Source organism: Haloferax namakaokahaiae, assembly GCF_042663225.1.
In the GTDB taxonomy this organism is placed as follows: Archaea; Halobacteriota; Halobacteria; order Halobacteriales; family Haloferacaceae; genus Haloferax; species Haloferax namakaokahaiae.
Genome location: NZ_JBHTAA010000005.1, coordinates 414,229 through 434,685, shown reverse-complemented (window position 1 = coordinate 434,685; position 20,457 = coordinate 414,229). Strand labels below are relative to the sequence as shown.

Below are 20,457 nucleotides of genomic sequence, written 5' to 3'. Positions count from 1 at the left end.
GAGAACGAGCACGGGGTTAGAAGAGGAAAAACACGACCGCGCCGACGACGCCGCCGCCGAGAATCAGATACGCCGCATCGACGCCGCGGGCGAAGAGGACGAACGAGACGAGCGCGAGGAGCGCGGTGAACCCATCGACGATGGCATCGAGTCCGAGCGTTATCGTCGCGCCGACGATGGCACCGACGACGGCGGCGTTGATGCCAGTGAGTGCGACGCCAACGACGGCGTTGTCGCGGACGCGGGCGACGTAGGGGAACATCACGGTGATGAAGAAGAACGACGGGGCAAAGGCACCGACCATCGCCACGAATGCACCGATGACTGCCCACGCAACCGACCCGTAGAGGTCGAGCATGAGTTTGTAACCGACGAAGGCGGTGGACATGACGACGGGACCGGGCGTCAACTGTCCGATGGCGATGCCATCGACGAACTGCTGTGCGGTCAGCCACCCGAACTCGCTGACGACGTACTTCTCGATGAACGGGATGAGCACCAGTCCGCCGCCGAAGATGAACGACCCCGTATAGAGCATGAACGCGAAGAGTTTCACCCACGAGTTTGCCCAGAGAAGGCCGGCGATGCCGACAATCGGAGAGAGCATGGAAAGTCCCGCGGCACGTGAGGCGAGCCAGTCTCGGGCGAGATACAGTACAGTGAGCACGGCGACGAGACCACCCGCGAGCGAGACGCGCCGACTGTTGGTTCGAAGCCACTCCCACTGGTAGAGTGCGACGGCGATTGCGCCAGCGACAGCGAACTCGACGACGGGATTCGGGTTGATGAGAACCGTTGCGACGAGCGCGCCGACGAGGAGTGCGACGAGGCGGTAATCGACGCGCCACTCGTCGCCGCCGACCGAGAAGGTGGTGTGAGCGTCCCCTCGGGCGAGTGCCTTTCGCCCCATCGAGTATGCTGCCCCCGCGATGAGTCCGATGACGACGGGATTGACGCCGTAGAAGAACGCAGTCACCGACGGCAGTTCTCCGTATCGAAAGTAGACGAACGAGAGCGCGACGACGATTAGAAACGTCGGGGCCATGAACGTGACGCCCGCGACGAGCGCGCCGAGCGTTCCGGCCCTCACCCAGCCCATGAATATCCCGAGCTGTGTCGAAGCGGGACCGGGAAGCATGTTGCATATCGCAAGACCGTCCATGAACGTCGCTTCGTCCGTCCATCCGGCCCCCTCCTCGCCGACCAGTTCGTCTTCCATGAGCGCGATGTGGACGAGGGGGCCGCCGAATCCGATAAGCCCGAGTTTGAGAAAGAACCGCGCGACTTCGGCGAGTCGCGGGCGCGATGCCGAGCCTTTGTCTCTGGAGACGCTTCGGGTGGTCGTCTCCGGACCGGATGTTCCCATTAGTGGCAGTGCAACCGCCGAAACCAAAGTTCTCTCTCCGGGGACCTCACGACCGCTTCCCGCGACTATACTCGTCACAGTACGCACTGGTCAACCAGAACTGGCCACTATTCTCCCGATGCGAATTGCTATAGTTCGCGGCGGCAAACGAACGCTGTGAAGGTTACTATCATCGACTACGGCGTCGGCAACCTTCGGAGTCTCCAGCGCGGCCTCGAACGCGCCGGAGCGACGGTGGAAGTTTCCGACGACCCCGAGGAACTCGCGGCGGCGGACGCCCTCGTCCTCCCCGGCGTCGGCGCGTTCGAAGAGTGCATTCGCAACTCCGAACCGTTCCACGACGTGCTCGTCGACGCCGCCGAGGACACGCCGATTCTCGGCATCTGCGTCGGTCTGCAACTCCTCTTCACCGAGAGTACGGAAGGCGCACCCGACGGCGAGACGATAGACGGACTCGACCTGATTTCGGGTCGCGTCGAACGCCTCCCGAACGACGAGGTGAAAGTGCCGCACATGGGCTGGAACGAACTCTCAATCGAGTCAGACCACCGACTCGCCGACGGCATCGAGGACGACGACTTCGCGTACTTCGTCCACTCCTATGGCTCTGCTCGCGCGGAACACACCATCGCCTCGTGTGACTACGGGTTCGAGTTCGCCGCCATGGCCGCCAACGAGGACGGCAACGTCATGGGGACGCAGTTCCACCCCGAGAAGAGCGACGAGACGGGGCTTCGCGTCCTCGAAAACTTCGTCCGCTACGCGGAGGCGTACGACACGCCGCAGGCGACGAACTGAGCGGCCTCCGTTTTCAGTCCACGAACCGACTCGTTTCGACCGTCACGCGTTCCGGGCCGAAGGCGAATCGCTCGATAGCCTTTTGAAGCAGTCTGGACCGCGGAATCGCCGCCGCCGCGACGACGGTGAAGAACGTGATGAGCGACGCTGGCAGTTTGTCGCCGTGTTTCACGAATAGCGAGAGCGACCGCTCGGAGCGTCGTTGGAGACCGATTATCTCCTCGATAGCGGGCCGTCGCCGGGACTCGTAAGACGCGAGAGAAGCGGCCGAAAGTGCGCTACCGTCTCGCTCGTCGCCCCCATCGCCAGTGGCCCCCTCGCGTTCGAGCGCGTCAGTTATCGTCTCGTGAGCGACGGCGGCGTCCTGAATGGCGAGGGCGTTCCCCTGCGCGCCGATTGGCGAGGCGACGTGGGCGGCGTCGCCGATGAGGAGGAGACCGTCACGAGTCCACTCGTCGGCGATGCCGGGCGAGATATCGAGCAGCGAACACTGCGAAAAACTCGTCAAGTGGGCGTCGAGCGCGGGCTCGATTCTCGGGTCGATAGCCGCCAGTCGGTCGCAGAAGGCGTCGATACCGGCCGCTCTGAGTTCGGGGTACGTGCCTTTCTCGATGAACCACCCGACCTGTAACTCGCCGCCCCCGACGCCGAAGTACACCAGGAGTCCGTCGCGCTCGATTCGCCCCTGACTCGCCCCGCCGACTGCTTCGGAGGGGAGTTTGAACCAGACGAGTTCGAGCGCCGACTCGGAGAGACCGGGGTCGATACCGGCGTTCGAGCGAACCGTCGAGAATCGGCCGTCAGCGCCGACGACGAGCGACCCTCGGAACTCGATATCTCGGTCGTTCGCCCTGTCGTGGGCGCGGACGCCGACGACGCCCGCTTCCTCGGTGACGAGGTCGGTGACAGTCGTCGCGGGGAAGAACGAAAAGCCGTCGTAGGCCCTCGCTTCGTCCACGAGGAGTTCCAAGAGCGGCGGTTGCTCCATGAGCAGGGCGTACTGGTAGTCGGTGTCGAGCACCGAGAAGTCGAGGACGGAGACGGGTCGTCCGTAGAGCGTGAACTCGCCGTGGCGAATCGTGTCGTGGTCGATGCGGAGAATCTTCGGCAACAGGTCCATCTGTGCGAACAGTTCGACCGCACCGGGTGTGTAGCCGAACCCACGGAATTCGCGGTCGAAGGTGGCCGCGCGTTCGACGAGCGCGACTTCGACCCCGCTTCGAGCGAGGAGGTAACTCAGGACTGCGCCACCGGGACCGCCACCAACGACGACGACATCGGCCGTCTCAACGTGTTCTGTGCTCATAGGGTCGGCGCGAGTGTGCACCGTCTCTCGATTCAACGCACGGTGTGGCAATAAATTGACGCGGGAGACCGTGGCTCTCAGCGGTGACGACCAACACAGGCCTATGGATGCACGCGGGCTAACGCACGCTCCAGAGGACGACCACGCCGAATCCGACGATAACGAGACCGGCGAATCGGTTGATGAGTCGCATCGCCTCGGTCGTGAACCTCGTTCGAAACAGGCTGACGCCCGTGCTCAGGACGAACCACCAGAGCGCAGACCCGAGGAAGACGCCACCGACGAGGACGGCGGCGTCACCAACGTCGCCCGAGAGACCGACGCCGAGTCCGGCGAAGATGCTCACGAACGCCAGAATCGTCACGGGATTCGTAATCGTCAGGAGGAACGTCGAGGCGTAGTCTGCGGCGAGCGATTGGGCATCGACTGGTGCGTCGTCGCGGTCGGCCGGTTCGGCGCGGAACGCCTGTACGCCGAGGTACAGGAGCAAGAGACCACCGCCGATGCGGATGGCCGTCTGCGAATCGAGCAACGCCGACGAGAGCGCCGTGATTCCGAACGCGACGAGCGCGCCGTAGACGGCGTCTGCGGAGGCTGCACCCAATCCGCTGACGAACCCGGAGAGCCGACCGTTAGCGAGCGTTCGCTGGACGCAGAGGACGCCGATTGGACCCACGGGGGCCGCAATCGAAAATCCGAGAACGAGTCCGTCGAACAAGATGCCGAGTGTGGTCGTTAATACGGGTCACCCACTGCTGTGAGGGTCGGGTGTGGTGAAAAGTTTGCACCCTCCTCACGCGCCGGTGTCTGCCGAATCCGTTCCGTGGTCGATGCGCTCGTAGAGATAGTACGAATACGCCACCGTCACGACGGCAGTCCCGAGGGCGGGCACGAGGAGGAAGTATATCGCGTACTCGCCGAAGAGCAGCCCAATCAACGAGACGAGTGCGGTGAGTTTGAACAGTCGCCCGGCGAGTGCGTGGGTTCGCGTCCAGACTTCTTCGCTGCTGAGCGTCCACGGGGTACGAACGCCGACGAACCAGTTGCGCTCGGCGTGCGTGAGTAGGACGCCGGCGTAGTAGAACAGCACGGCGACGGCGGCGACGACGAGGGCGGTGAAGTCGAACACGTAGCCGAGGTTGTACGCGATAGTTCCGGCGTGGATGACGAGCAAGAACGCCGTGATGATGACGACGAACCAATCGTAGTACGGGCGGAAGTCGCTGATGTTCTCTCGGTAGGGGTCGATGCGGGGGATGGCCGCGAACAATATCAACAACGCACCGCTGAGGACCGGCAGGAGTGCGAGTCCGAAGGCTTTCGACATCGTTCCGTCCGGTTCGCCCGCGGCGTTCCAGTGTGAGACGATTTGGGCGGGGAGCATCGGTGCGGCGAGCGCGCTCAACGCGCCAGCGAGAACGACCAACACTGCCGCAAACGTGAATCGATGCGTGGAATTCATGAGTATTGATACGCGGCCCGAATGCTTGAACGGGTATGTAAATCCGGCTGCGTTCGAAAGAGAGCAGAACCGGGACTCACGAGATTCGACGGTGGTACCGAAGAGGTGGGCGCACTCGGTCAGGCGTGGATTGGTCGAGGGACTTCGGCTCGCCGACGAGCCCGCGTGGTGAAAGCTGAATTCGTCATCGAAAAGAGGTTCGCCGGTGGTCGTCTTCGAACCTCAGTCGTCGGCCATCTGGTCTTGCAGGTGTTCTCCGATCTTCCCGAACTCGACTTTGAACGTCTCGATGTCGTAGTCCATCGCGTGAATGAGCGAACTGTAGCGGGCAGTCCAACTCGCAAGGAACGCAATCTCGTTGAGTTCCGCTTCGGTCGCGCCGTGCATTTTGGCTGCCTCTTTGTGGAAGTGCTGGCAGTAGGGGCACTTGATGTTCGCCGCGATCGCAAGGCCGATGAGTTCTTTGTACTTCGCTGGGATTTCGGTCTCTTCGAGCGCGTAGCGTTTGAAGTTCGGCCACTCGTTGACGAGGTCTTCGTCGTTCAGTTCCCAGAATCCCGGCACGAGACCGAGTGAGTCTTGAATGTCTTCTCGCGTTGCCTCGACCGTCCCTCTATCCGGTCCGCTGTCAGATGCAATTGCCATTGTCCTGTCTCCGTGATTCCGGGGCGTAGCTGGGGGATTCAATCAGGTATCGAATCGAGACCAAGCCCCAGTGAATCAGTATCGATACGCTCGGGAGTCGCATAAAATTGACTGGAAATTGTTATTTTTGATAGTATGCCATCGTCGAGTATGTAGACGCTCAGAGTGGCAGACGAGAGCGACGCACGAAGCGTACTCGCCCCCGAGCGAGACGGCGCGTGGACGACTGAACGAGTCGGCCCGGTTCGAGAGAAACGCCGAAAGGGCGTCGGTCAGAAATGCATCTCTAACTGAAGCGCCCGTTGAATCGCGCCCTCGAAACGCTCTCGAAGGTCGTCACTGAAGTGCTGGACGTTCGAGTCCCGTTGGACGACTTCCAGCGAGTCCCAATCACCGGGGACGGTTGCGGCGTGCACCTCGGTGAACTTCTTGCCGTTGTTTCCGTACACGACGATTATCACGTACGGATTTCGCCACTTCGATTCTTCCGAGGCACTTCCGGGAAGGCCTTCGATTTCGGTCACGCTCACCCTGTCGAACGTCGTCAACTCGGCACTGAACTCACCGACGGTGAGGCGCTGAACGAGTTTATCGCGCTCCCACTCCCTCGTTTCTCCAGTCTTCGTGTCGGTTCCGGTGACGGTGTCGATGGTGATGGAATCGACCACCCAGTGAGTGAGCAACGGGCCGGATAACTCGGCCGAGCGTCGTGAGCTCACGTCGCCCTCCTGGATTCGGTCACCTTCTCGGACGCGAATATAGCGCGGATTCGACGCCGGCAGGTCGATGAATATTTCACCGGGGTCCGTGTTGACCAGCACGTCGAAACCGCCGATGGTTCGAGCCTCTTCTGTCCGTTTTGGGAATTTTGCACTCATGATTTTCACTCGGCTTCTTCGCCGAAAGAAGGCGTCCGAACCATCGCGCGTGGCTCGATTGTGTGTCGAACGACTGAGCGACGAACGCGCGTACTCGCTCCTTTCCGTGCGGAGAGTAGACTCGCTCCTCCTTCGCTAGTTGTACTCTACCGAAACGGTTCATTCTGTCGCCGATTCCCGAACCAGTCCGATACTCGAATCGTACGGTGTGTGCGACATTGTCGGCGAGGTGCACCGTCTCGAACCGTCGGCCGGTCAAAAATAATCGAGTGTCGCGCGCTTACTTCGCCAGCGACGCGTCGAGCGTGATTTCCGGGCCTGCGAGCGCCTTCGAGACCGGACAGGTCTCCTTGGCATTGTTGGCGATGTCCATGAACGTCGCTTCGTCGATGTCGGGAACGTCGGCTTCCAGCGTGAGGTCGATTTGCGGAATCTCGTATCCTCCACCGTCGGCGGGGCGAAGGTGCACGTCGGCGACGGTGTGCAGTTCGTTCGCATCGTACCCCTCGTTTTCGAGGAGTGCGGTCAGTTGCATACAGAAACAACCGGAGTGGGCCGCACCGATGAGTTCCTCCGGGTTCGTTCCGGGTTCGTCTTCGAAGCGCGTCGGGAACCTGAGCGTCCCCGAGATTTCGCCGCTCTCGGTTTCGAAGTCGCCGCTTCCGTCTGTACCACCGTGCCATTTCGTTTCGGCTTGCTTTGTAGGCATCCCACCCATGTATTGTTCTCTACCAGTATGGAAATGTCGGCTGACTAAGGTGGGTGTTCGTGAGGTGGGACTATTCGACAAACTCGACTAATTCGACCGCCCCATCGACGATGATTCCCACCGAGGGCGCGTAGACCTTGACGTCCCCCGGCGTCCCCGGTTCGAGCGGGTTCCAATCGTACGTTCGGAGCGTGTTCTCGAACGTCCCCGCGGGCACCTCGACGGTCTCGTCGAGTCCGAGTATCAGGACCTTGTCCTCGGCGACTCCCGGTGCTCGCTCTTGCCGATAGAGCATCCCAACCTCTGGAGTCGCGGGCATGAACACCCCGGGCTCGTTCCCGTCTTCGTACGCTCGCCACGACCCCTCGTTCGACACGACTGCTCCGTCCTCGTAGATGTCAACTGCCTCGCCGAAGTACCAAACGTCACCTTCCGTCGATTGTGCGAAGTAGTTTCGAGACACTTCGAGTAACGCTCCATCTTCCCACTCGCGCTCTTCGACCACTCTCGTCGTCACGTCACCGAGATTCTCGGTCTCGTCGAGGACGGTCACCCGAAGTTTGACCGTCACTCCCTCCTCGTCCCCTTCGAGTAGCAGTCGTCGCCCGACGGGGAGCGGAAAGTATCGATTGTCGATGTCCAACGTGAACTGGTCCGGCGGTCGTTCGCTCTGACCGACGGCAGTCCCACTCGTCAGCCCAATGCCCCCGACCGCGACACCAACACTCCGTAAGAACGCTCGCCGGGAGTGTGGCCATCTACGCAGGTCTGCATCGTGTTCGTTCATTTCGTCTCCTCCAATTGAACTATCGACTCAGAGAGAAATGAGGTAGGCGGTAGGCCCGTCACCACCCGAACCAATTCGTGACCTGCCAGCGTTGGTCTCGGAATCAAAGTAGATTTCACACCTGACGCGAATCAACTGCCACTTCGTCAGTCATCATGTCCTCGCTCTTCCCCACGACAATCGAAAGCGGCCGCCTCCGATACGAACCGCTCCACGAATCCATCGACGCGCTCGACCTCTACGAGTACCATCGCACAGGGGAGATGGACGCCGTGATGCGCGCACTCGGCGACGAGACGCATTCGACGCCGAAGGAGACCGCCGACGACCTCGCGGAGAGTCGCAAGACGTGGGACTCCGCCGACCGTGCGACCTACGCCATGCGACGAACAGCAGACGACGAGTTCGTCGGCGTCGCGGAACTCTGGTTCGAGTGGGACAAGCACAAGGTGTCGTTCGGGACGTGGGTCCGAGAACCGTTTTGGGGAGAAGGTTACTCGACAGAGCGCGCCGGTGCGATGTGCTACGTCGCGTTCGAACTCCTCGACCTCGACCTCGTGAGCGTCGGCCACGAACCCGACAACGAACAGTCGAGACGTGCTATCGAGAAGTACATCGACGCCTACGGCGGCCAGAAAGATGGCCTGCTCAGAAACGAACTCCCGCCGAGTGACTTCGGCGGCCCCCGCGACCTCGTGGTCTACACGCTCCTCCAGGACCAGTGGCGCGAGCACGTCACCGACGACGAACTGGCGACGATTCGGGTCACTCGGTAGGGCCGAGACGTGACAGCCCACGCAGTGAAGAGGCCGCTCGTCGTCAAATCAGCCATGGGTGACCGAACGTGAGCGATGTCGGCCGTGCCGCGCGCTACGTCCTCGCCGCACTGATACTCGGAATCGCCGTCGGCGTCCTCCGAGAAGGGTCGGTCGTCGGTGGGTTGGCACTCGGCGTCTTCGTCGCTGTCGGCGTGACCTTTGGGTTGGTCTTCTACGAGTTCGTCTCCCGGGTTTCGTAATCAATTGGAGTGCCCTACTCCAGCGTCTGTACGAAGGTCACTTGCTTCTCTTCGAAGCCCGTGTCTTCGTAGAACCGTCGCGCGCCGTCGTTGTGCCACTCGCAGGAGACTTTGAGATGGTCGCAGTCGTTCGCCTGCGCGAGTTCTTTGACTCGTTCGACGACTTCCGACCCGTAGCCCTGACTCCGGTACTCCGCTTCGACGAACAGATTGACGATGTGCGTGTATCTCTCGTAGGTCCGCGACGGATGCGTGCCGATTCGAAGCGTGACGAACCCCACTGTCTCGCCGTCGTCTTCGACGAGGTAGTCGGTGATGTTCTCGTCTTCGAAATGCTCGTGAAATCCGTCCTCTGCGACTTCATCGACGCCGTCGTACGCGACTTCGTTCGTCTCGCCGTACTGTTCCATGTCGGTGGCGAGCGAGTACCAGTAGTCGATGAGGACGGGGATGTCGTCCTCGGTCGCCTCGACGAGTTGCATGGTTCTGGTGGCTGCTACTTTGCATTAATATCTCCGCCGCCCGGACCACCTATTCGCTAGCCCACGGTTTCTCACGCATGTGGTCTCGTTGCGGGTACGGGAACCTCTCGATAGCGAGTTGACTCGTCGTCTTCTCGGTCACCGAGTACGTGACTGTGTACGTGAATTTGGTCGGTTGAATGAGCCGATACGTATCCGCAATTTCGCCGTGGCATCGAAGTCTAATCCGAAATCGGTCGGTGTCGGTCTGGTTCATCGTGACTGATGTACACTTCGCTACCACGTCGTCACCCCGGTCGAGCGTGTAGTCGCGTGACCGAACGAGGTCGTTTCTGAGACGCCTCTCCTCGTAGTCAACGAGGTACGTCGTGACAGTCTTGCTGTCGAGCGTATCCGGTCGTTCGGGTGCGAAGGGAGCCTGTTCACTCACGATATTGGGGTCGTAGGGAGAGTCCGCGACGAGGAGTGAACCGGCCGCGAGGAGAACAAGAAGGGCGAGAAGAACAGAGATGTGGGGTCGCACTGATGTCACAGAGACAACTTGTGTGCCGAGAGGATAAAACCCAATTCTGCCTCATCGAGAGCCTCTGTACAAACAGAATTGCGCCTCATTGTGGCCCACAGTGACAATGATAGAATCACTGAGGAGAGATTCTAGGACACTCGAAACAACTATGTGAGCAGTTGCTCAACTACTCAGATGAGGTAGTAGAGCAGGTCCGACACCGCGGTCCGAAACAGCCGAAATCGGCACGTCCCGTGTCGCGGGCACATCGTCGGGACGTGCCACCACAGGAGGAGACACCAAATGAGCGACAATTCAGAGACAGTCCGAGTGGCGTTCGTCTGCGTACAAAACGCGGGGCGGAGTCAGATGTCCGCGGCGTTCGCCGAGCGCGAGCGTGAGCGACGTGGACTCGAAGACCGAATCGAGATTTCGACCGGCGGGACACACCCCGCAGATCACGTTCACGACGTGGTCGTCGAGGTGATGTCCGAGGAGGGCTTCGACCTCTCGGACCGCGTGCCACGAGAGATATCGACCGAGGAGTTGGAATCGTGCGACTACGTCGCCACGATGGGGTGTTCGACGCTCCAACTCGACACCTCCGCGGGCGTGGACGTCCGCGATTGGGCGCTCGACGACCCCGACGGACGAGACCTGAAGGGAGTCCGCGAGATACGCGCGGAAATCGAAGACCGAGTCGTCGCGCTGTTCGACGAAATCGAGGGAGCAAGCGATGAGTGACGGAGCACAGTCTACCGAGCGCACCGCCGCCGCACAACGACGGGCCGTTCGAAACCGGTACGCTCGAATCGCAACCGCCGACGACCACGAGAGCGAAGACTGCTGTTCCGACACGGGTGGGTGCTGCGGTGACAGCACTTCGACCGGCGGGTCCGAAAAACTCGGTTACGACGACGCCGACCAGCACGCCGTCGCGGAGGGTGCAGACTTGGGACTCGGGTGTGGAAATCCAACGGTGCTCGCATCGCTCGAAGCGGGCGAAACCGTGCTCGACCTCGGGTCCGGAGCGGGCTTCGACTGTTTCCTCGCCGCCCGGGAAGTCGGCGAATCGGGGCGCGTACTGGGCGTCGATATGACGCCCGAGATGGTCGAGAAGGCGCGAGAGAACATCTCGAAGAACGAGGCCACGAACGTCGAGTTCCGCCTCGGCGAAATCGAGCACCTCCCCGTCTCGGACGAGACGGTTGACGTGGTCATCTCGAACTGCGTCATCAACCTCTCTCCGGACAAACCGCAGGTCTTCCGTGAGGCGTTCCGGGCACTCAAACCGGGCGGGCGCGTGGCCGTCTCAGATGTCGTGATGACCGCACCGCTCCCGGCTGAGGTTCGCTCAGACCCCGAGTCGGTGTCCGCCTGCGTCGGCGGCGCATCGACCGTCGATGAACTCCGAGCGATGCTCTCTGCTGCCGGGTTCGTCGATGTCGAAATCACGCCGAAAGACGAGAGCCGCGAGTTCATCCGAGAGTGGGACGACAGCGTCGCGCTCGACGAGTACATCGTGTCGGCGACGATTTCGGCGACCAAGCCGGCACAGGGTGAGTAATCGGCCGAATGGCATTCGCAGAACTCTGGTCAGTGGAGATGCTCGCCGCCGCGTTCGCCGGTGGCGCATTCGGTGCCGCGGTCGGTGCACTCCCGTCGTTCACGCTCGCCGGCCTCATGGTCGTCGTCGGAGAACTCTACGCACTCATCCAACGGACGACCGACGCGGCGATTCCCGCCGTCGATATCACCGGGTCGATTGCGTTCGGCGTCGTCCTCGGCCCACACGTCGCCTTCGGCGGTGGTGCGGCCGCCGTCGCCTACGCCGCCAAGCGAGGCTATCTCGACTTCGACTCCGACTACCACCGGGCAAAAGAAGTGACACGTGGACTCGGGAGCAAACCGGACGTATTGGCAATGGGTGGCGTCTTCGGCATCGTCGGCTACTGGATTGCGACGCTCTCGGCGACGCTCGCCTTCCCACTCGACCCCGTCGCACTAGGAGTCGTGGGTTCGGCGCTCGCTCACCGCGCCGTATTCGGGTACAGCCTCGTCGGTACGACGCCAAAACGACTCCTCGATATGTCTCCCTTCGAGCGCCGTCAGACGGCGGAGGCTGGCGACGTAATTCAGACCGACGGTGGCCTTCCCGTCGAACCGTGGCTCCCCTACCAGTACCGTTGGACCAACGTCCTCCTGCTCGGTGCCGTCGTCGGCGTCCTCGGTGGCTACGTCGCCTACCTCACCGGAAGCGCGTTTCTCACGTTCGGCATCAGCGTCGTCGTATTGAGCCTCGTCTGTGCGGGCGTCCCCGACATCCCAGTCACGCATCACATGGCACTTCCCGCCAGTACCGCCGTTTTGGCGGCCGTGGACGCACCGCTTGGGTCGCTGACGCCCGCGACCATCGCCAGTGCGCTCCCGCTCAGTGAAGCACTGTTGCTCGGGGCACTCTTCGGGAGTCTCGGTGGACTCCTCGGCGAACTCGCTCAACGTGTCTTCTTCGCACACGCCGATACGCACCTCGACCCGCCGGCGGCGAGTATCGTCGCTACGTCGTTCCTTATCGGCGTGCTCGCACTCGCTGGTGTCTTCCCGAGTGCCGCGTGGGTACCGCTGCCGTAGGGTGGATTGAACCTCAAAAGGGATAGACTTCGACTACCGACTCTGTCGCTGTTCGGCCTTGTGTAGGAAGCTGAAATTCAGCATGGAATGTCGTGGAAGTGTCCCCCATACCACAAAACTCCATCTGATGGTAAAATTCATTTCTCGTGCCATCGTAGTTCATCTTATGTCAGCAGAGACGGACCGACAAGGGCGACTGTACATCCCCAAAGAGGTGCGGGAGAAGTACGGTGAAAAGTATCACATCGTGACGTACGAAGATAGAATCGAACTCATTCCGGTTGCAGACGACCCGCTCGCTGCCGTCCGTGAAGCAGCAGGTGGCCTCCGTGATGCGTCCATCGAGGAGATTCGAGAAAACGTCGAATCGGAGGCGAAAGCCGACGCCCGAGAGAAGGATAGCGATAGATGACGGTGTACGTCGAGACGGATTTCTTACTCGCACTCGCTAAAGACTCAGATTGGTTGCAGGGGTCAGCGGAAGAAGCGCTCGACAAGTACGAGGTCGAAACGTCGGCATTCTCGTATCTCGAACTGGTCCTCGCCCGAGAACGCTACGAGTTCGACTTCGTTCCGCTCGTGGCGAACTTGCTCGAACTCGTCCCTGTGCGAGACGAAGAAGAGAAACAAATCGTCCTGAAGGGCGTCAACTACTACGACGAAGGGATGACACCGTTCGACGCGTTCCACGCGGCGACAGCGGAGACGCGGGGTATGGACGTACTCTCGTCAGAAAGAGACTACGAGGACATCGACGTATCGAGAATTCCACTAGAGCCCACCGACGAGGAGTGAGTCTGGCCCTCAACTTACCGCCGAACTACGTTATACATCAAGACCACAACCACGAGTCCGACGAAGAGGCCTGTAAAGAAGAGATTCGCTACTACACCCTCTGATTTGAGTATGTAGTCAATTCCAGCGTACGACGTGAACCCTTGGCCAATCAGTGGCCAGAACCAGAGAAAGGCCCAAACCGGGATACCGACGATGATTCCCAACTGTTGAAGTGTACGGAGAAAGTCGGATTGGTCTCTCGTCTTCGAGTCGGTCATCTCTGCCGAACAATGTCTCAACAGCGGACTAATATTTTCGACGGATTTTACCGACTCTGTCTCTGCTCCGCCTTGTTTATCTCGATGAGCAACCGGAAAATCGCCTTCACGAGATTCGAATCGACCTCGAAGTGGTCGGCGTTCTGGCCGGCGCGTTCCATCACGCGCTCTTCTTGTGACTCGTCCGTCGTCGGCAGGCCCTCTTCGGCTTTCACTTGCGCGACCGCGTCGGCGACGTACGTTCTGCGGGCGATGAGTTCGACGATGCCGCGGTCGATATCCTCGATCTCCTCGCGGAGTTCGTCGAGCGTCATGTCCTGAATCGATTCGGTGGTGTCTGTGTTCTCTGTCATAGAATGCGTGCTCCGTCGTTTCGTGTAGTGGTCAGCATGGTGTCGCCGTCGCGGGCGTCCCACAGTTCGCGGACTGTTTCGAGGTCCGAGCGGTCGCCCACGGCAACGACGCTCGGGCCGGTCCCCGAGAGTGAGACGCCGTCGGCGATGGGCATCGCTTCGACGGCGGGGTCGGTTGGAAAGTCGAGGGCGGCCGAGAAGGCGAGACCGTTGACGGTCATCGCCTCGGCGTAGCGGCCGTCGAGTGCGATTTCCGTGACGAGGTCGGCCATCGGCGCGACGTTCGCACACCGGGAGACGTCCGCGTCGGCGCTGTAGGCGCGCTCCGGCGGCGTCCACACCAACACGTCCCACGAGAGTTCGTCGCGGACGACGAGTTCGTCTGCGGCGTTGTCGGTGATGACGACCCCGCCGAGCATGGAGGCGGCGGCGTCGTCGAACGCGCCGGTCACAGTGACGCCCACGTCGCGGGCGGCGCGAACGCCGAGGCGACAGGCATCGATGCGGGTGATGGCGTCGTCCGGCGTCGGGCCGACCGAGTGGCCGAGTGCGTCGAACGTAGCGAGGACCGTCGCGTTCGCGGCGGCGCTCGAACTCTTCAGGCCGGCGGCCATCGGAATCTTGCTCTCGGTTTCGACGGTGCCGCCCTCGCCGTCGCCGAACTCCTCGACGACCAGTTCGACACACCGCTCGATGAGTCGCGTGTCGGCGTCGGGTGCGCCGTCGATACGGCCACTGACGCCTGCGGAGTCGTCCAGTTCGACCGTCGCGGTGGTCTCGGCGTCGATGGCGAACGCAGACCCCGTCTTCGTCGCCAGCGCGTTGAGGACGGTCCCTGCTCCGAGGGCGGTTGCTCGGCCGTGCATACTTCTGGGAGGTCGGCACGCACTGTTATGTGTGGTGGTCGATGCCGTTTTCGCCCGAAATTCGTTCTCCCGCGCCGGACGAGACGCGATACTTTTCCCGTCGCCACGGCAACGCTTGGATATGAGCAACGCCCGCAACGACGTTGCGCCGAGCACCCTACCTATCGAACTGCTGGATTTCGGCGTGCAAGTCGAGTACACCGACGGCCGCCAGACCGTCTACCGAGGCGTCCCGGAGAAGGTCACGGGCACGTTGGAGACCAAACCCGGCGCGGAGACGCACGTCCTCGTCACCGACCCCTCGGAGACGGAGGGCGTGATGATGTACGTGAACGACCTCAAGACCCACGACGACATCCTCGAATCGACCGGCGTGGGCCGCGTCATCCTCTCCGAAGGCGAGGAAGAAGAACTGTTCCCGGGCGTCGTCGTGCGCAGGGTTCCGGGTCATCGGTGCGAAGTCGAGGCCGACCCGGAGGTTGCCCGCGGCCGCGTGTTCGTCTTCGTCGAAGACGACTGGAGCGAGAAGTCCTACGAGTTCGTCGCCGAGTGATGCTCCGAAAACGCTGGGAACCGCTGACGAAAGCGACGATTGGGAAGATTCCCGAAGCCTACGGCTACTACGAACTCGGCGATGCTGACGGCGAACTCGTCGGTCGGGGCGTTGGCGTCCTCAAAGATGAGGTGAAAGAGGCGCTCGCGTACGGCGACGGAGAGCGCGTCCGCTGGGAGCGAGCGACGTCACTCGACCACGCCGAGCGACTCGCCGCCCAACACGACCCCTCCACCTAGTCGGGGACCCCGCTCACTGGAGGTACGATGGGCTATCGGTATCGCAGTATTCCTCGTGTGCTTTCGCGTCTCTCTTACTGTCGAACAGCATCCCGCACTCGTCGCACTGATACCACGTCTCCCCGTCCTTCTGGGTCGCGGCAACCATGACTATTGGTACCACACCAACTACTAAAACGATTATCCCAACTCGTCTGTCGGTGTGAGTGTCGGGCGAACCCTCAAGACCGGTCCATCCGAAGGGGATGTCATGACCGAAGACGGGGTGACGCTCGTGGTCCGTGCTGCCGAGAAGCGGGATGCGGGTCGCGGCATCGCCCGACTTCCCGAGGCGGCGCGGCGCGAACTCGGCGTCCTCAGCGGTGAGACCGTCGTCATCGACGGAAAGCGCGAGACGGTGGCGAAGATGTGGCCCGCGCGGCCGGGAACCGACGGCGACACCGTCCTCATCGACGCGGACACGCGGGCGAACGCGGGCGTCAAAATCGGCGATAGCGTCCGAATTCAGAAGGTTGCGGTCGAAGACGCACGAGCAGTCACGCTCGCCGCACCCAGCGTGTTCGAGCGAACCAGCGTCAGCCAAGACACCATCGAGACGGTCGTCAAGGCCGAACTCCGGAATCGACCCCTCCAAATCGGTGACCGAGTGCGCGTCGAACGACTCGGCGGCGCGACGCTCGTCGTGAGCGAGACTAACCCAGAGACCATCGTCCGCGTCACCGACGAGACGAGAGTAGAGGTGACAGGAAAGCCCGCGAGCGGCGCGGCCGCGACCGTCCGCGACGCGGTGAAGAGCGTGACCTCGGGCGACTCGTCGAGCCAACGCCCCGCGACGGGCGTCACCTACGAAGACATCGGCGGTCTCGACGACGAACTCGAACTCGTCCGCGAGATGATCGAACTCCCGCTCTCGGAACCCGAAGTGTTCGCCCATCTCGGTATCGAGCCGCCGAAAGGCGTCCTGCTCCACGGGCCGCCGGGGACCGGGAAGACGCTCATCGCCAAAGCCGTCGCCAACGAGGTGAACGCCTCGTTTACGACCATCTCGGGACCGGAGGTCCTCTCCAAGTACAAAGGAGAATCCGAGGAGAAACTCCGCGAGGTGTTCCAAGACGCCCGCGAGAACGCTCCCGCCATCATCTTCTTCGACGAAATCGACTCCATCGCGGCCAAGCGCGACGACAGCGGCGACCTCGAAAACCGCGTCGTCGGCCAACTGCTCTCGCTCATGGACGGACTCGACGCCCGCGGCGACGTGGTCGTCATCGGCGCGACCAACCGCGTCGATAGCCTCGACCCGGCGCTCCGTCGCGGCGGCCGGTTCGACCGCGAAATCGAAATCGGCGTCCCCAACGAGGTCGGCCGCCGCGAGATTCTCGACGTTCACACCCGCCGAATGCCGCTGGCCGACGACGTGGACATCGACCGCTTCGCCTCCCGAACCCACGGCTTCGTCGGTGCCGACCTCGAATCGCTGGCCAAAGAGGCCGCGATGACTGCACTCCGCAGACTTCGCCGCGAGAACGACGAACTCTCCGTTGAGGGCCTGACCGTCACACGCGCCGACTTCGACGCCGCGATGGCGACGGTCGAACCGAGCGCGATGCGCGAGTACGTCGCCGAACAACCGACCAAGGGCTTCGAAGCCGTCGGCGGACTGGACGACGTGAAGCAGACGCTCGAACGGGCGGTCACGTGGCCGCTCACCTACGCGCCGCTGTTCGAGGCGGCCGCGACCGACCCGCCGACTGGCGTCCTCCTCTACGGCCCGCCGGGGACCGGCAAGACCCTGCTCGCCCGCGCAATCGCCGCCGAGAGCGGCGTCAACTTCATCCACGTCGCCGGTCCCGAACTGCTCGACCGCTACGTGGGAGAGTCCGAGAAGTCCGTCCGCGAGGTGTTCGACCGCGCCCGACAGGCCGCCCCGAGCATCCTCTTCTTCGACGAAATCGACGCGCTGGCGACGAACCGCGACTCCGTGGGGTCGGACTCGGGCGTCACCGAACGCGTCGTCTCACAACTCCTGACCGAGATGGACAACGCCGCCGACAATCCCAACCTCGTGGTCCTCGCGGCCACGAACCGCCGAGACGCGCTGGACCCGGCGCTGCTCCGCCCCGGGAGGTTGGAGACCCACGTCGAAGTTCCCGAACCGGATATCGACGCTCGCCGGGCGATTCTGGACGTTCACACCCGAAATAAGCCGGTTTCCCCGGACGTAGACCTCGACGACGTGGCCGCTCACATGGACGGCTACACGGGTGCTGATGTCGCCGCAGTCTGTCGAGAAGCAGCCTTACGGGCGATTCAGGACGTTGCGGCCGCCTACGAGGGCGTGACCGCGAACGAGCACGCCGACGAAGTGAGCATCACCCGCACCCACTTCGACGCGGCGCTGGAGTCGGTCAGGCCGACGATGGTTTGAACGACTCTCCCCGCGCTACCTTCTGAGTCGCATCCGGTAGTACGCCGACTCCTCGTTCGGAAATACGACTTCGCACACGTCTAATCCGACCGCCGCGGCGACCGATTCGAGTCGCTCCGGCGAGCAGAGCAGAAAGTCGAGCGTCGGCCCCCTGAAGTCGCCGTATTCGACGTGGAACTGACGCCGAGCGAGTCCGTCGCGCGGGTCGTCGCGGTAGCCGAAACACGTCCCGGGCGAGAGCCTCGTCGGGTCGTACGAATCGACGACGAGGTCGCCCGTCGCTGTCGTGAGTGAGGCGAGCGTATCGAGGAGTTCTGCGATGCCGTCCAGCGACCCAGCGAGACCGGTTTGCGTGCCGTTTGCGAGTACGGTCTCGAAGCGAGCGTCGGTATCGAACGGGAGAGAGAACATATCTGCGACCATCGCGTCCCCGACGCCGCGTTCACGGGCCGCACGAACCGCGTTCGGACTCACGTCGAAGGCGACGACGTCACCTCGCTCTTGTACAGCAAGTGCGTGCTGGCCTGCACCACAGCCAACGTCCAGCATCGGCGTTCGGAGCGAGTCGAGAAACTCCCACTTCGCGTCGGGCCACTCCTCGGGCGGGACGAGATAGTTTTCGACGATGTGGGCATCGGCGGCGTCGTCGCCGTCGCGGTAGATGCAGGGGGCGCGAAGACAGCCACGGACTCTATCGAGCATCGCCGTGCCGAGTGCATCGTCGGGCATAGTTCGAAACTGCCCAGAATCGACATAAATCACTGTGAGCTAGCATATGGCATGGCATAGGTTCGTGCTGACGTGACGTGGCAGTTACTCAATCGAGTCTATCGAGGTCGCCGTGCAACTCGCGGTTCATGATGTCTGCGATGAACAGACGAACCCGCTTGCGCAGTTCCTGTTCGTCGTCGTAGGTCTCGACGCGTAAGTCCCAGCGGGCGCGTGCGGCACGAATCATCTCGCTGGTGACCGTCGCCTCGTGGACGAACACGATTCGGTCGCCGTGCGTCTCCGAGAGTCGTTCGAGCACCGAACCGGCCTCTTCGCCGACGCCGAAGTTGTGGCCGAGAAATGGAAGGACGAAGATGGTCGCGTTGCTCGCGCGGGCGTACTCGATGCTCTGGGTGGCGGCATCCACGTCGTCGGTGTCGATGCCGATATCCACCGCGAGGAAAGCGTTCACGCCGGGATTCGCTCGCAACGACCCCTGAACGCGCCGGAGGAGCGCGAGCGCGCCGTCGATTTCGTCGCGGGACTGGAACAGGCGACGAATCGGACTCGGAAACTCCTCGATGTCGATTTCGGCCCGTTCCTCCTCGGAGAGGACGTAGTTCAGATTGAACGACTTGTACGGTCCCATCACGTAGACGAGAAACCGGTCGTAGGTCGTCCGCCCGAGCGCGGCCCGAATCACCTCGCGCGAAATTTCGCCACCCATGTCGGTCGCAACGGAGCCACAGTATATAAAACTCAGATTTTTCAGTACTTTTAGACTCAAGAACCGTTAAGTCGGTTCACGTCGTCAGTGTAGGTATGGCCACGAACTCAGCGAACTCGGACGGACTGCCGGAGGACCCCGCCGAGTTGCTGCCGCCGACGAGCGTACTCTCGCTGGACGAGTACCTCGACATGCAAGCGGCTATCGGCGACCGGACCCGGTTCACGCTGCTCTACCGACTGGTTCACGTCGGCGACCAGAGTCCCAAAGAACTCGAAGACGCACTGGACTTGCGGGCGAACACCCTGCACTACCACCTCCAGAAACTCGTCGAGGTTGGTCTTGTGGAGAAGCGAAAGCAGAACCGCGCCGACGAGCGCGGCCTCTTTTCCTACTACCGGGCCACGTCGCTCGGGACGGATATCCTCGAACACGGCGTCGAGGAACTGATTCGACGGGAGCGCGACTACCGCGACGCCTACGCGACGTAGTTCGCGCCACCTGCCGCGGACGGCGGTTATTTGGTACCTCGCAACACACCGTGAGACATGTCCGAACTCCTTCCCGAGGAGGCACAAGAACGGCTCATCTCGACGTGCCGAACCGCAGTCGGCGATAGCCTTCGCTCGTTGACTTACTTCAACCGCTTCGACTACATCCAGGTGTACCTCCGAAGCGACCTCGAACAGTCGGCCGACCTGAACTCCTTTATCGGCAACGAGTGGCACGACTTCAAGATGACCCAAGACGCCTATCGCGGGTCCGAACTCGGCGAGTACAAGTACACGATTCGAGTGTTCGAGAACGGCTATCTCGTCCGTATCACGCTCGAAGACATCGGCGTGTTCGTCACCACCGACGGCATCACGATGCAGGACTTCAACGCGCTGTCGGTGGCGACGCGCGAAGTCCTCGAAAGCTGGGCTATCGCGGAGTAAGCG

At 62.0% G+C, this 20,457-nt stretch carries 28 protein-coding genes; 13 read left to right on the top strand and 15 right to left on the bottom strand.

Going from position 1 to position 20,457, the window contains the following annotated elements:
* Positions 1–16 precede the first annotated feature (16 nt).
* Positions 17–1,366, bottom strand: a complete 1,350-nt coding sequence (gene chrA, locus ACFQJC_RS09725) for a chromate efflux transporter (RefSeq protein ID WP_390223133.1) — start codon at positions 1,364–1,366, stop codon at positions 17–19.
* A gap of 156 nt (positions 1,367–1,522) precedes the next feature.
* Between chrA and hisH the strand changes: the two genes are divergently transcribed.
* Entirely contained in the window at positions 1,523–2,164 is a 642-nt protein-coding gene (hisH, locus tag ACFQJC_RS09720; protein ID WP_390223132.1) for an imidazole glycerol phosphate synthase subunit HisH, read from the top strand.
* Positions 2,165–2,177: 13 nt separating this feature from the next.
* On the opposite strand, the gene ACFQJC_RS09715 is transcribed toward hisH, so the two are convergent.
* The 7 genes from ACFQJC_RS09715 to ACFQJC_RS09685 all read right to left on the bottom strand — a co-directional run bounded on the left by ACFQJC_RS09715 (position 2,178) and on the right by ACFQJC_RS09685 (position 7,951).
* The gene (locus tag ACFQJC_RS09715) at positions 2,178–3,470 is read right to left on the bottom strand and encodes an FAD-dependent monooxygenase (RefSeq protein ID WP_390223131.1); all 1,293 of its coding nucleotides are present in this window, start codon (positions 3,468–3,470) and stop codon (positions 2,178–2,180) included.
* A 118-nt stretch (positions 3,471–3,588) separates the two neighbouring features.
* On the bottom strand, positions 3,589–4,188 hold the full coding sequence (locus ACFQJC_RS09710) for a LysE family translocator (RefSeq protein WP_390223130.1): 600 nt from the start codon (positions 4,186–4,188) through the stop codon (positions 3,589–3,591).
* Between the two features lie 75 nt (positions 4,189–4,263).
* Positions 4,264–4,932 carry an SdpI family protein gene (locus ACFQJC_RS09705; RefSeq protein WP_390223129.1) on the bottom strand — a complete coding sequence of 223 codons (669 nt, stop codon included), beginning with the start codon at positions 4,930–4,932 and terminating at the stop codon, positions 4,264–4,266.
* 222 nt (positions 4,933–5,154) lie between these two features.
* Complete coding sequence (locus ACFQJC_RS09700) at positions 5,155–5,577, bottom strand: carboxymuconolactone decarboxylase family protein (protein ID WP_390223128.1); 423 nt, start codon at positions 5,575–5,577, stop codon at positions 5,155–5,157.
* A 272-nt stretch (positions 5,578–5,849) separates the two neighbouring features.
* Positions 5,850–6,455 carry a hypothetical protein gene (locus ACFQJC_RS09695; protein WP_390223127.1) on the bottom strand — a complete coding sequence of 202 codons (606 nt, stop codon included), beginning with the start codon at positions 6,453–6,455 and terminating at the stop codon, positions 5,850–5,852.
* 280 nt (positions 6,456–6,735) lie between these two features.
* Positions 6,736–7,164, bottom strand: a complete 429-nt coding sequence (locus ACFQJC_RS09690) for an OsmC family peroxiredoxin (protein ID WP_390223126.1) — start codon at positions 7,162–7,164, stop codon at positions 6,736–6,738.
* 70 nt (positions 7,165–7,234) lie between these two features.
* Positions 7,235–7,951: a hypothetical protein gene (locus ACFQJC_RS09685; RefSeq protein ID WP_390223125.1), complete on the bottom strand. Its 717-nt coding sequence runs from the start codon at positions 7,949–7,951 to the stop codon at positions 7,235–7,237.
* 155 nt (positions 7,952–8,106) lie between these two features.
* Here ACFQJC_RS09685 and ACFQJC_RS09680 point away from each other — a divergent pair, with 155 nt between their 5' ends.
* Both ACFQJC_RS09680 and ACFQJC_RS09675 read left to right on the top strand, forming a co-directional pair.
* Positions 8,107–8,727 (top strand): GNAT family N-acetyltransferase, encoded by a 621-nt coding sequence (locus ACFQJC_RS09680; RefSeq protein ID WP_390223124.1) that lies wholly within the window; start codon positions 8,107–8,109, stop codon positions 8,725–8,727.
* 68 nt (positions 8,728–8,795) lie between these two features.
* Positions 8,796–8,969, top strand: coding sequence for a hypothetical protein (locus tag ACFQJC_RS09675; protein WP_390223123.1), 174 nt, complete (start codon positions 8,796–8,798; stop codon positions 8,967–8,969).
* Positions 8,970–8,983: 14 nt separating this feature from the next.
* On the opposite strand, the gene ACFQJC_RS09670 is transcribed toward ACFQJC_RS09675, so the two are convergent.
* The gene (locus ACFQJC_RS09670; protein WP_390223122.1) at positions 8,984–9,451 is read right to left on the bottom strand and encodes a GNAT family N-acetyltransferase; all 468 of its coding nucleotides are present in this window, start codon (positions 9,449–9,451) and stop codon (positions 8,984–8,986) included.
* A 49-nt stretch (positions 9,452–9,500) separates the two neighbouring features.
* Positions 9,501–9,983: a hypothetical protein gene (locus ACFQJC_RS09665; RefSeq protein ID WP_390223121.1), complete on the bottom strand. Its 483-nt coding sequence runs from the start codon at positions 9,981–9,983 to the stop codon at positions 9,501–9,503.
* Between the two features lie 276 nt (positions 9,984–10,259).
* On the opposite strand from ACFQJC_RS09665, the gene ACFQJC_RS09660 reads away from it, so the two are divergent.
* The 5 genes from ACFQJC_RS09660 (at position 10,260) to ACFQJC_RS09640 (ending at position 13,382) form a co-directional block, all read left to right on the top strand.
* Positions 10,260–10,700 (top strand): arsenate-mycothiol transferase ArsC, encoded by a 441-nt coding sequence (locus ACFQJC_RS09660; RefSeq protein WP_390223120.1) that lies wholly within the window; start codon positions 10,260–10,262, stop codon positions 10,698–10,700.
* Entirely contained in the window at positions 10,693–11,523 is an 831-nt protein-coding gene (locus tag ACFQJC_RS09655) for an arsenite methyltransferase (RefSeq protein ID WP_390223119.1), read from the top strand. The genes ACFQJC_RS09660 and ACFQJC_RS09655 overlap by 8 nt, the downstream gene beginning before the upstream one ends.
* 8 nt (positions 11,524–11,531) lie before the next feature.
* Entirely contained in the window at positions 11,532–12,587 is a 1,056-nt protein-coding gene (locus ACFQJC_RS09650; protein ID WP_390223118.1) for a DUF7973 family transport facilitator, read from the top strand.
* 166 nt (positions 12,588–12,753) lie between these two features.
* Positions 12,754–12,999, top strand: coding sequence for an AbrB/MazE/SpoVT family DNA-binding domain-containing protein (locus ACFQJC_RS09645; protein ID WP_390223117.1), 246 nt, complete (start codon positions 12,754–12,756; stop codon positions 12,997–12,999).
* Positions 12,996–13,382 carry a PIN domain-containing protein gene (locus ACFQJC_RS09640; RefSeq protein ID WP_390223116.1) on the top strand — a complete coding sequence of 129 codons (387 nt, stop codon included), beginning with the start codon at positions 12,996–12,998 and terminating at the stop codon, positions 13,380–13,382. The genes ACFQJC_RS09645 and ACFQJC_RS09640 overlap by 4 nt, the downstream gene beginning before the upstream one ends.
* A 307-nt stretch (positions 13,383–13,689) precedes the next feature.
* On the opposite strand, the gene ACFQJC_RS09635 is transcribed toward ACFQJC_RS09640, so the two are convergent.
* On the bottom strand, positions 13,690–13,995 hold the full coding sequence (locus tag ACFQJC_RS09635; RefSeq protein WP_390223114.1) for a chorismate mutase: 306 nt from the start codon (positions 13,993–13,995) through the stop codon (positions 13,690–13,692).
* The gene (locus ACFQJC_RS09630; RefSeq protein WP_390223113.1) at positions 13,992–14,861 is read right to left on the bottom strand and encodes a shikimate kinase; all 870 of its coding nucleotides are present in this window, start codon (positions 14,859–14,861) and stop codon (positions 13,992–13,994) included. The genes ACFQJC_RS09635 and ACFQJC_RS09630 overlap by 4 nt, the downstream gene beginning before the upstream one ends.
* 121 nt (positions 14,862–14,982) lie before the next feature.
* On the opposite strand from ACFQJC_RS09630, the gene ACFQJC_RS09625 reads away from it, so the two are divergent.
* Together ACFQJC_RS09625 and ACFQJC_RS09620 are read left to right on the top strand one after the other, a co-directional pair.
* Positions 14,983–15,414: a DUF5796 family protein gene (locus tag ACFQJC_RS09625; protein WP_390223112.1), complete on the top strand. Its 432-nt coding sequence runs from the start codon at positions 14,983–14,985 to the stop codon at positions 15,412–15,414.
* A complete protein-coding gene (locus ACFQJC_RS09620; RefSeq protein ID WP_390223111.1) occupies positions 15,414–15,653 on the top strand; it encodes a DUF7508 domain-containing protein in 240 nt (79 codons plus the stop codon). Before ACFQJC_RS09625 ends, ACFQJC_RS09620 begins: the two co-directional genes overlap by 1 nt.
* 13 nt (positions 15,654–15,666) lie before the next feature.
* Here ACFQJC_RS09620 and ACFQJC_RS09615 read toward each other — a convergent pair whose 3' ends face one another.
* Positions 15,667–15,801, bottom strand: coding sequence for a DUF7128 family protein (locus ACFQJC_RS09615; protein WP_390223110.1), 135 nt, complete (start codon positions 15,799–15,801; stop codon positions 15,667–15,669).
* A gap of 102 nt (positions 15,802–15,903) precedes the next feature.
* Between ACFQJC_RS09615 and ACFQJC_RS09610 the strand changes: the two genes are divergently transcribed.
* The gene (locus ACFQJC_RS09610) at positions 15,904–18,078 is read left to right on the top strand and encodes a CDC48 family AAA ATPase (RefSeq protein WP_390223109.1); all 2,175 of its coding nucleotides are present in this window, start codon (positions 15,904–15,906) and stop codon (positions 18,076–18,078) included.
* A 15-nt stretch (positions 18,079–18,093) separates the two neighbouring features.
* Here ACFQJC_RS09610 and ACFQJC_RS09605 read toward each other — a convergent pair whose 3' ends face one another.
* Together ACFQJC_RS09605 and ACFQJC_RS09600 are read right to left on the bottom strand one after the other, a co-directional pair.
* Positions 18,094–18,807 carry a class I SAM-dependent methyltransferase gene (locus ACFQJC_RS09605; protein ID WP_390223108.1) on the bottom strand — a complete coding sequence of 238 codons (714 nt, stop codon included), beginning with the start codon at positions 18,805–18,807 and terminating at the stop codon, positions 18,094–18,096.
* 88 nt (positions 18,808–18,895) lie between these two features.
* Positions 18,896–19,516: a DUF7509 family protein gene (locus ACFQJC_RS09600; protein ID WP_390223107.1), complete on the bottom strand. Its 621-nt coding sequence runs from the start codon at positions 19,514–19,516 to the stop codon at positions 18,896–18,898.
* Positions 19,517–19,611: 95 nt separating this feature from the next.
* Between ACFQJC_RS09600 and ACFQJC_RS09595 the strand changes: the two genes are divergently transcribed.
* Both ACFQJC_RS09595 and ACFQJC_RS09590 read left to right on the top strand, forming a co-directional pair.
* Positions 19,612–20,007: a helix-turn-helix domain-containing protein gene (locus ACFQJC_RS09595; RefSeq protein WP_390223106.1), complete on the top strand. Its 396-nt coding sequence runs from the start codon at positions 19,612–19,614 to the stop codon at positions 20,005–20,007.
* Between the two features lie 57 nt (positions 20,008–20,064).
* Positions 20,065–20,454, top strand: coding sequence for a DUF7522 family protein (locus tag ACFQJC_RS09590; RefSeq protein ID WP_390223105.1), 390 nt, complete (start codon positions 20,065–20,067; stop codon positions 20,452–20,454).
* The last annotated feature ends 3 nt before the right edge of the window (positions 20,455–20,457 follow it).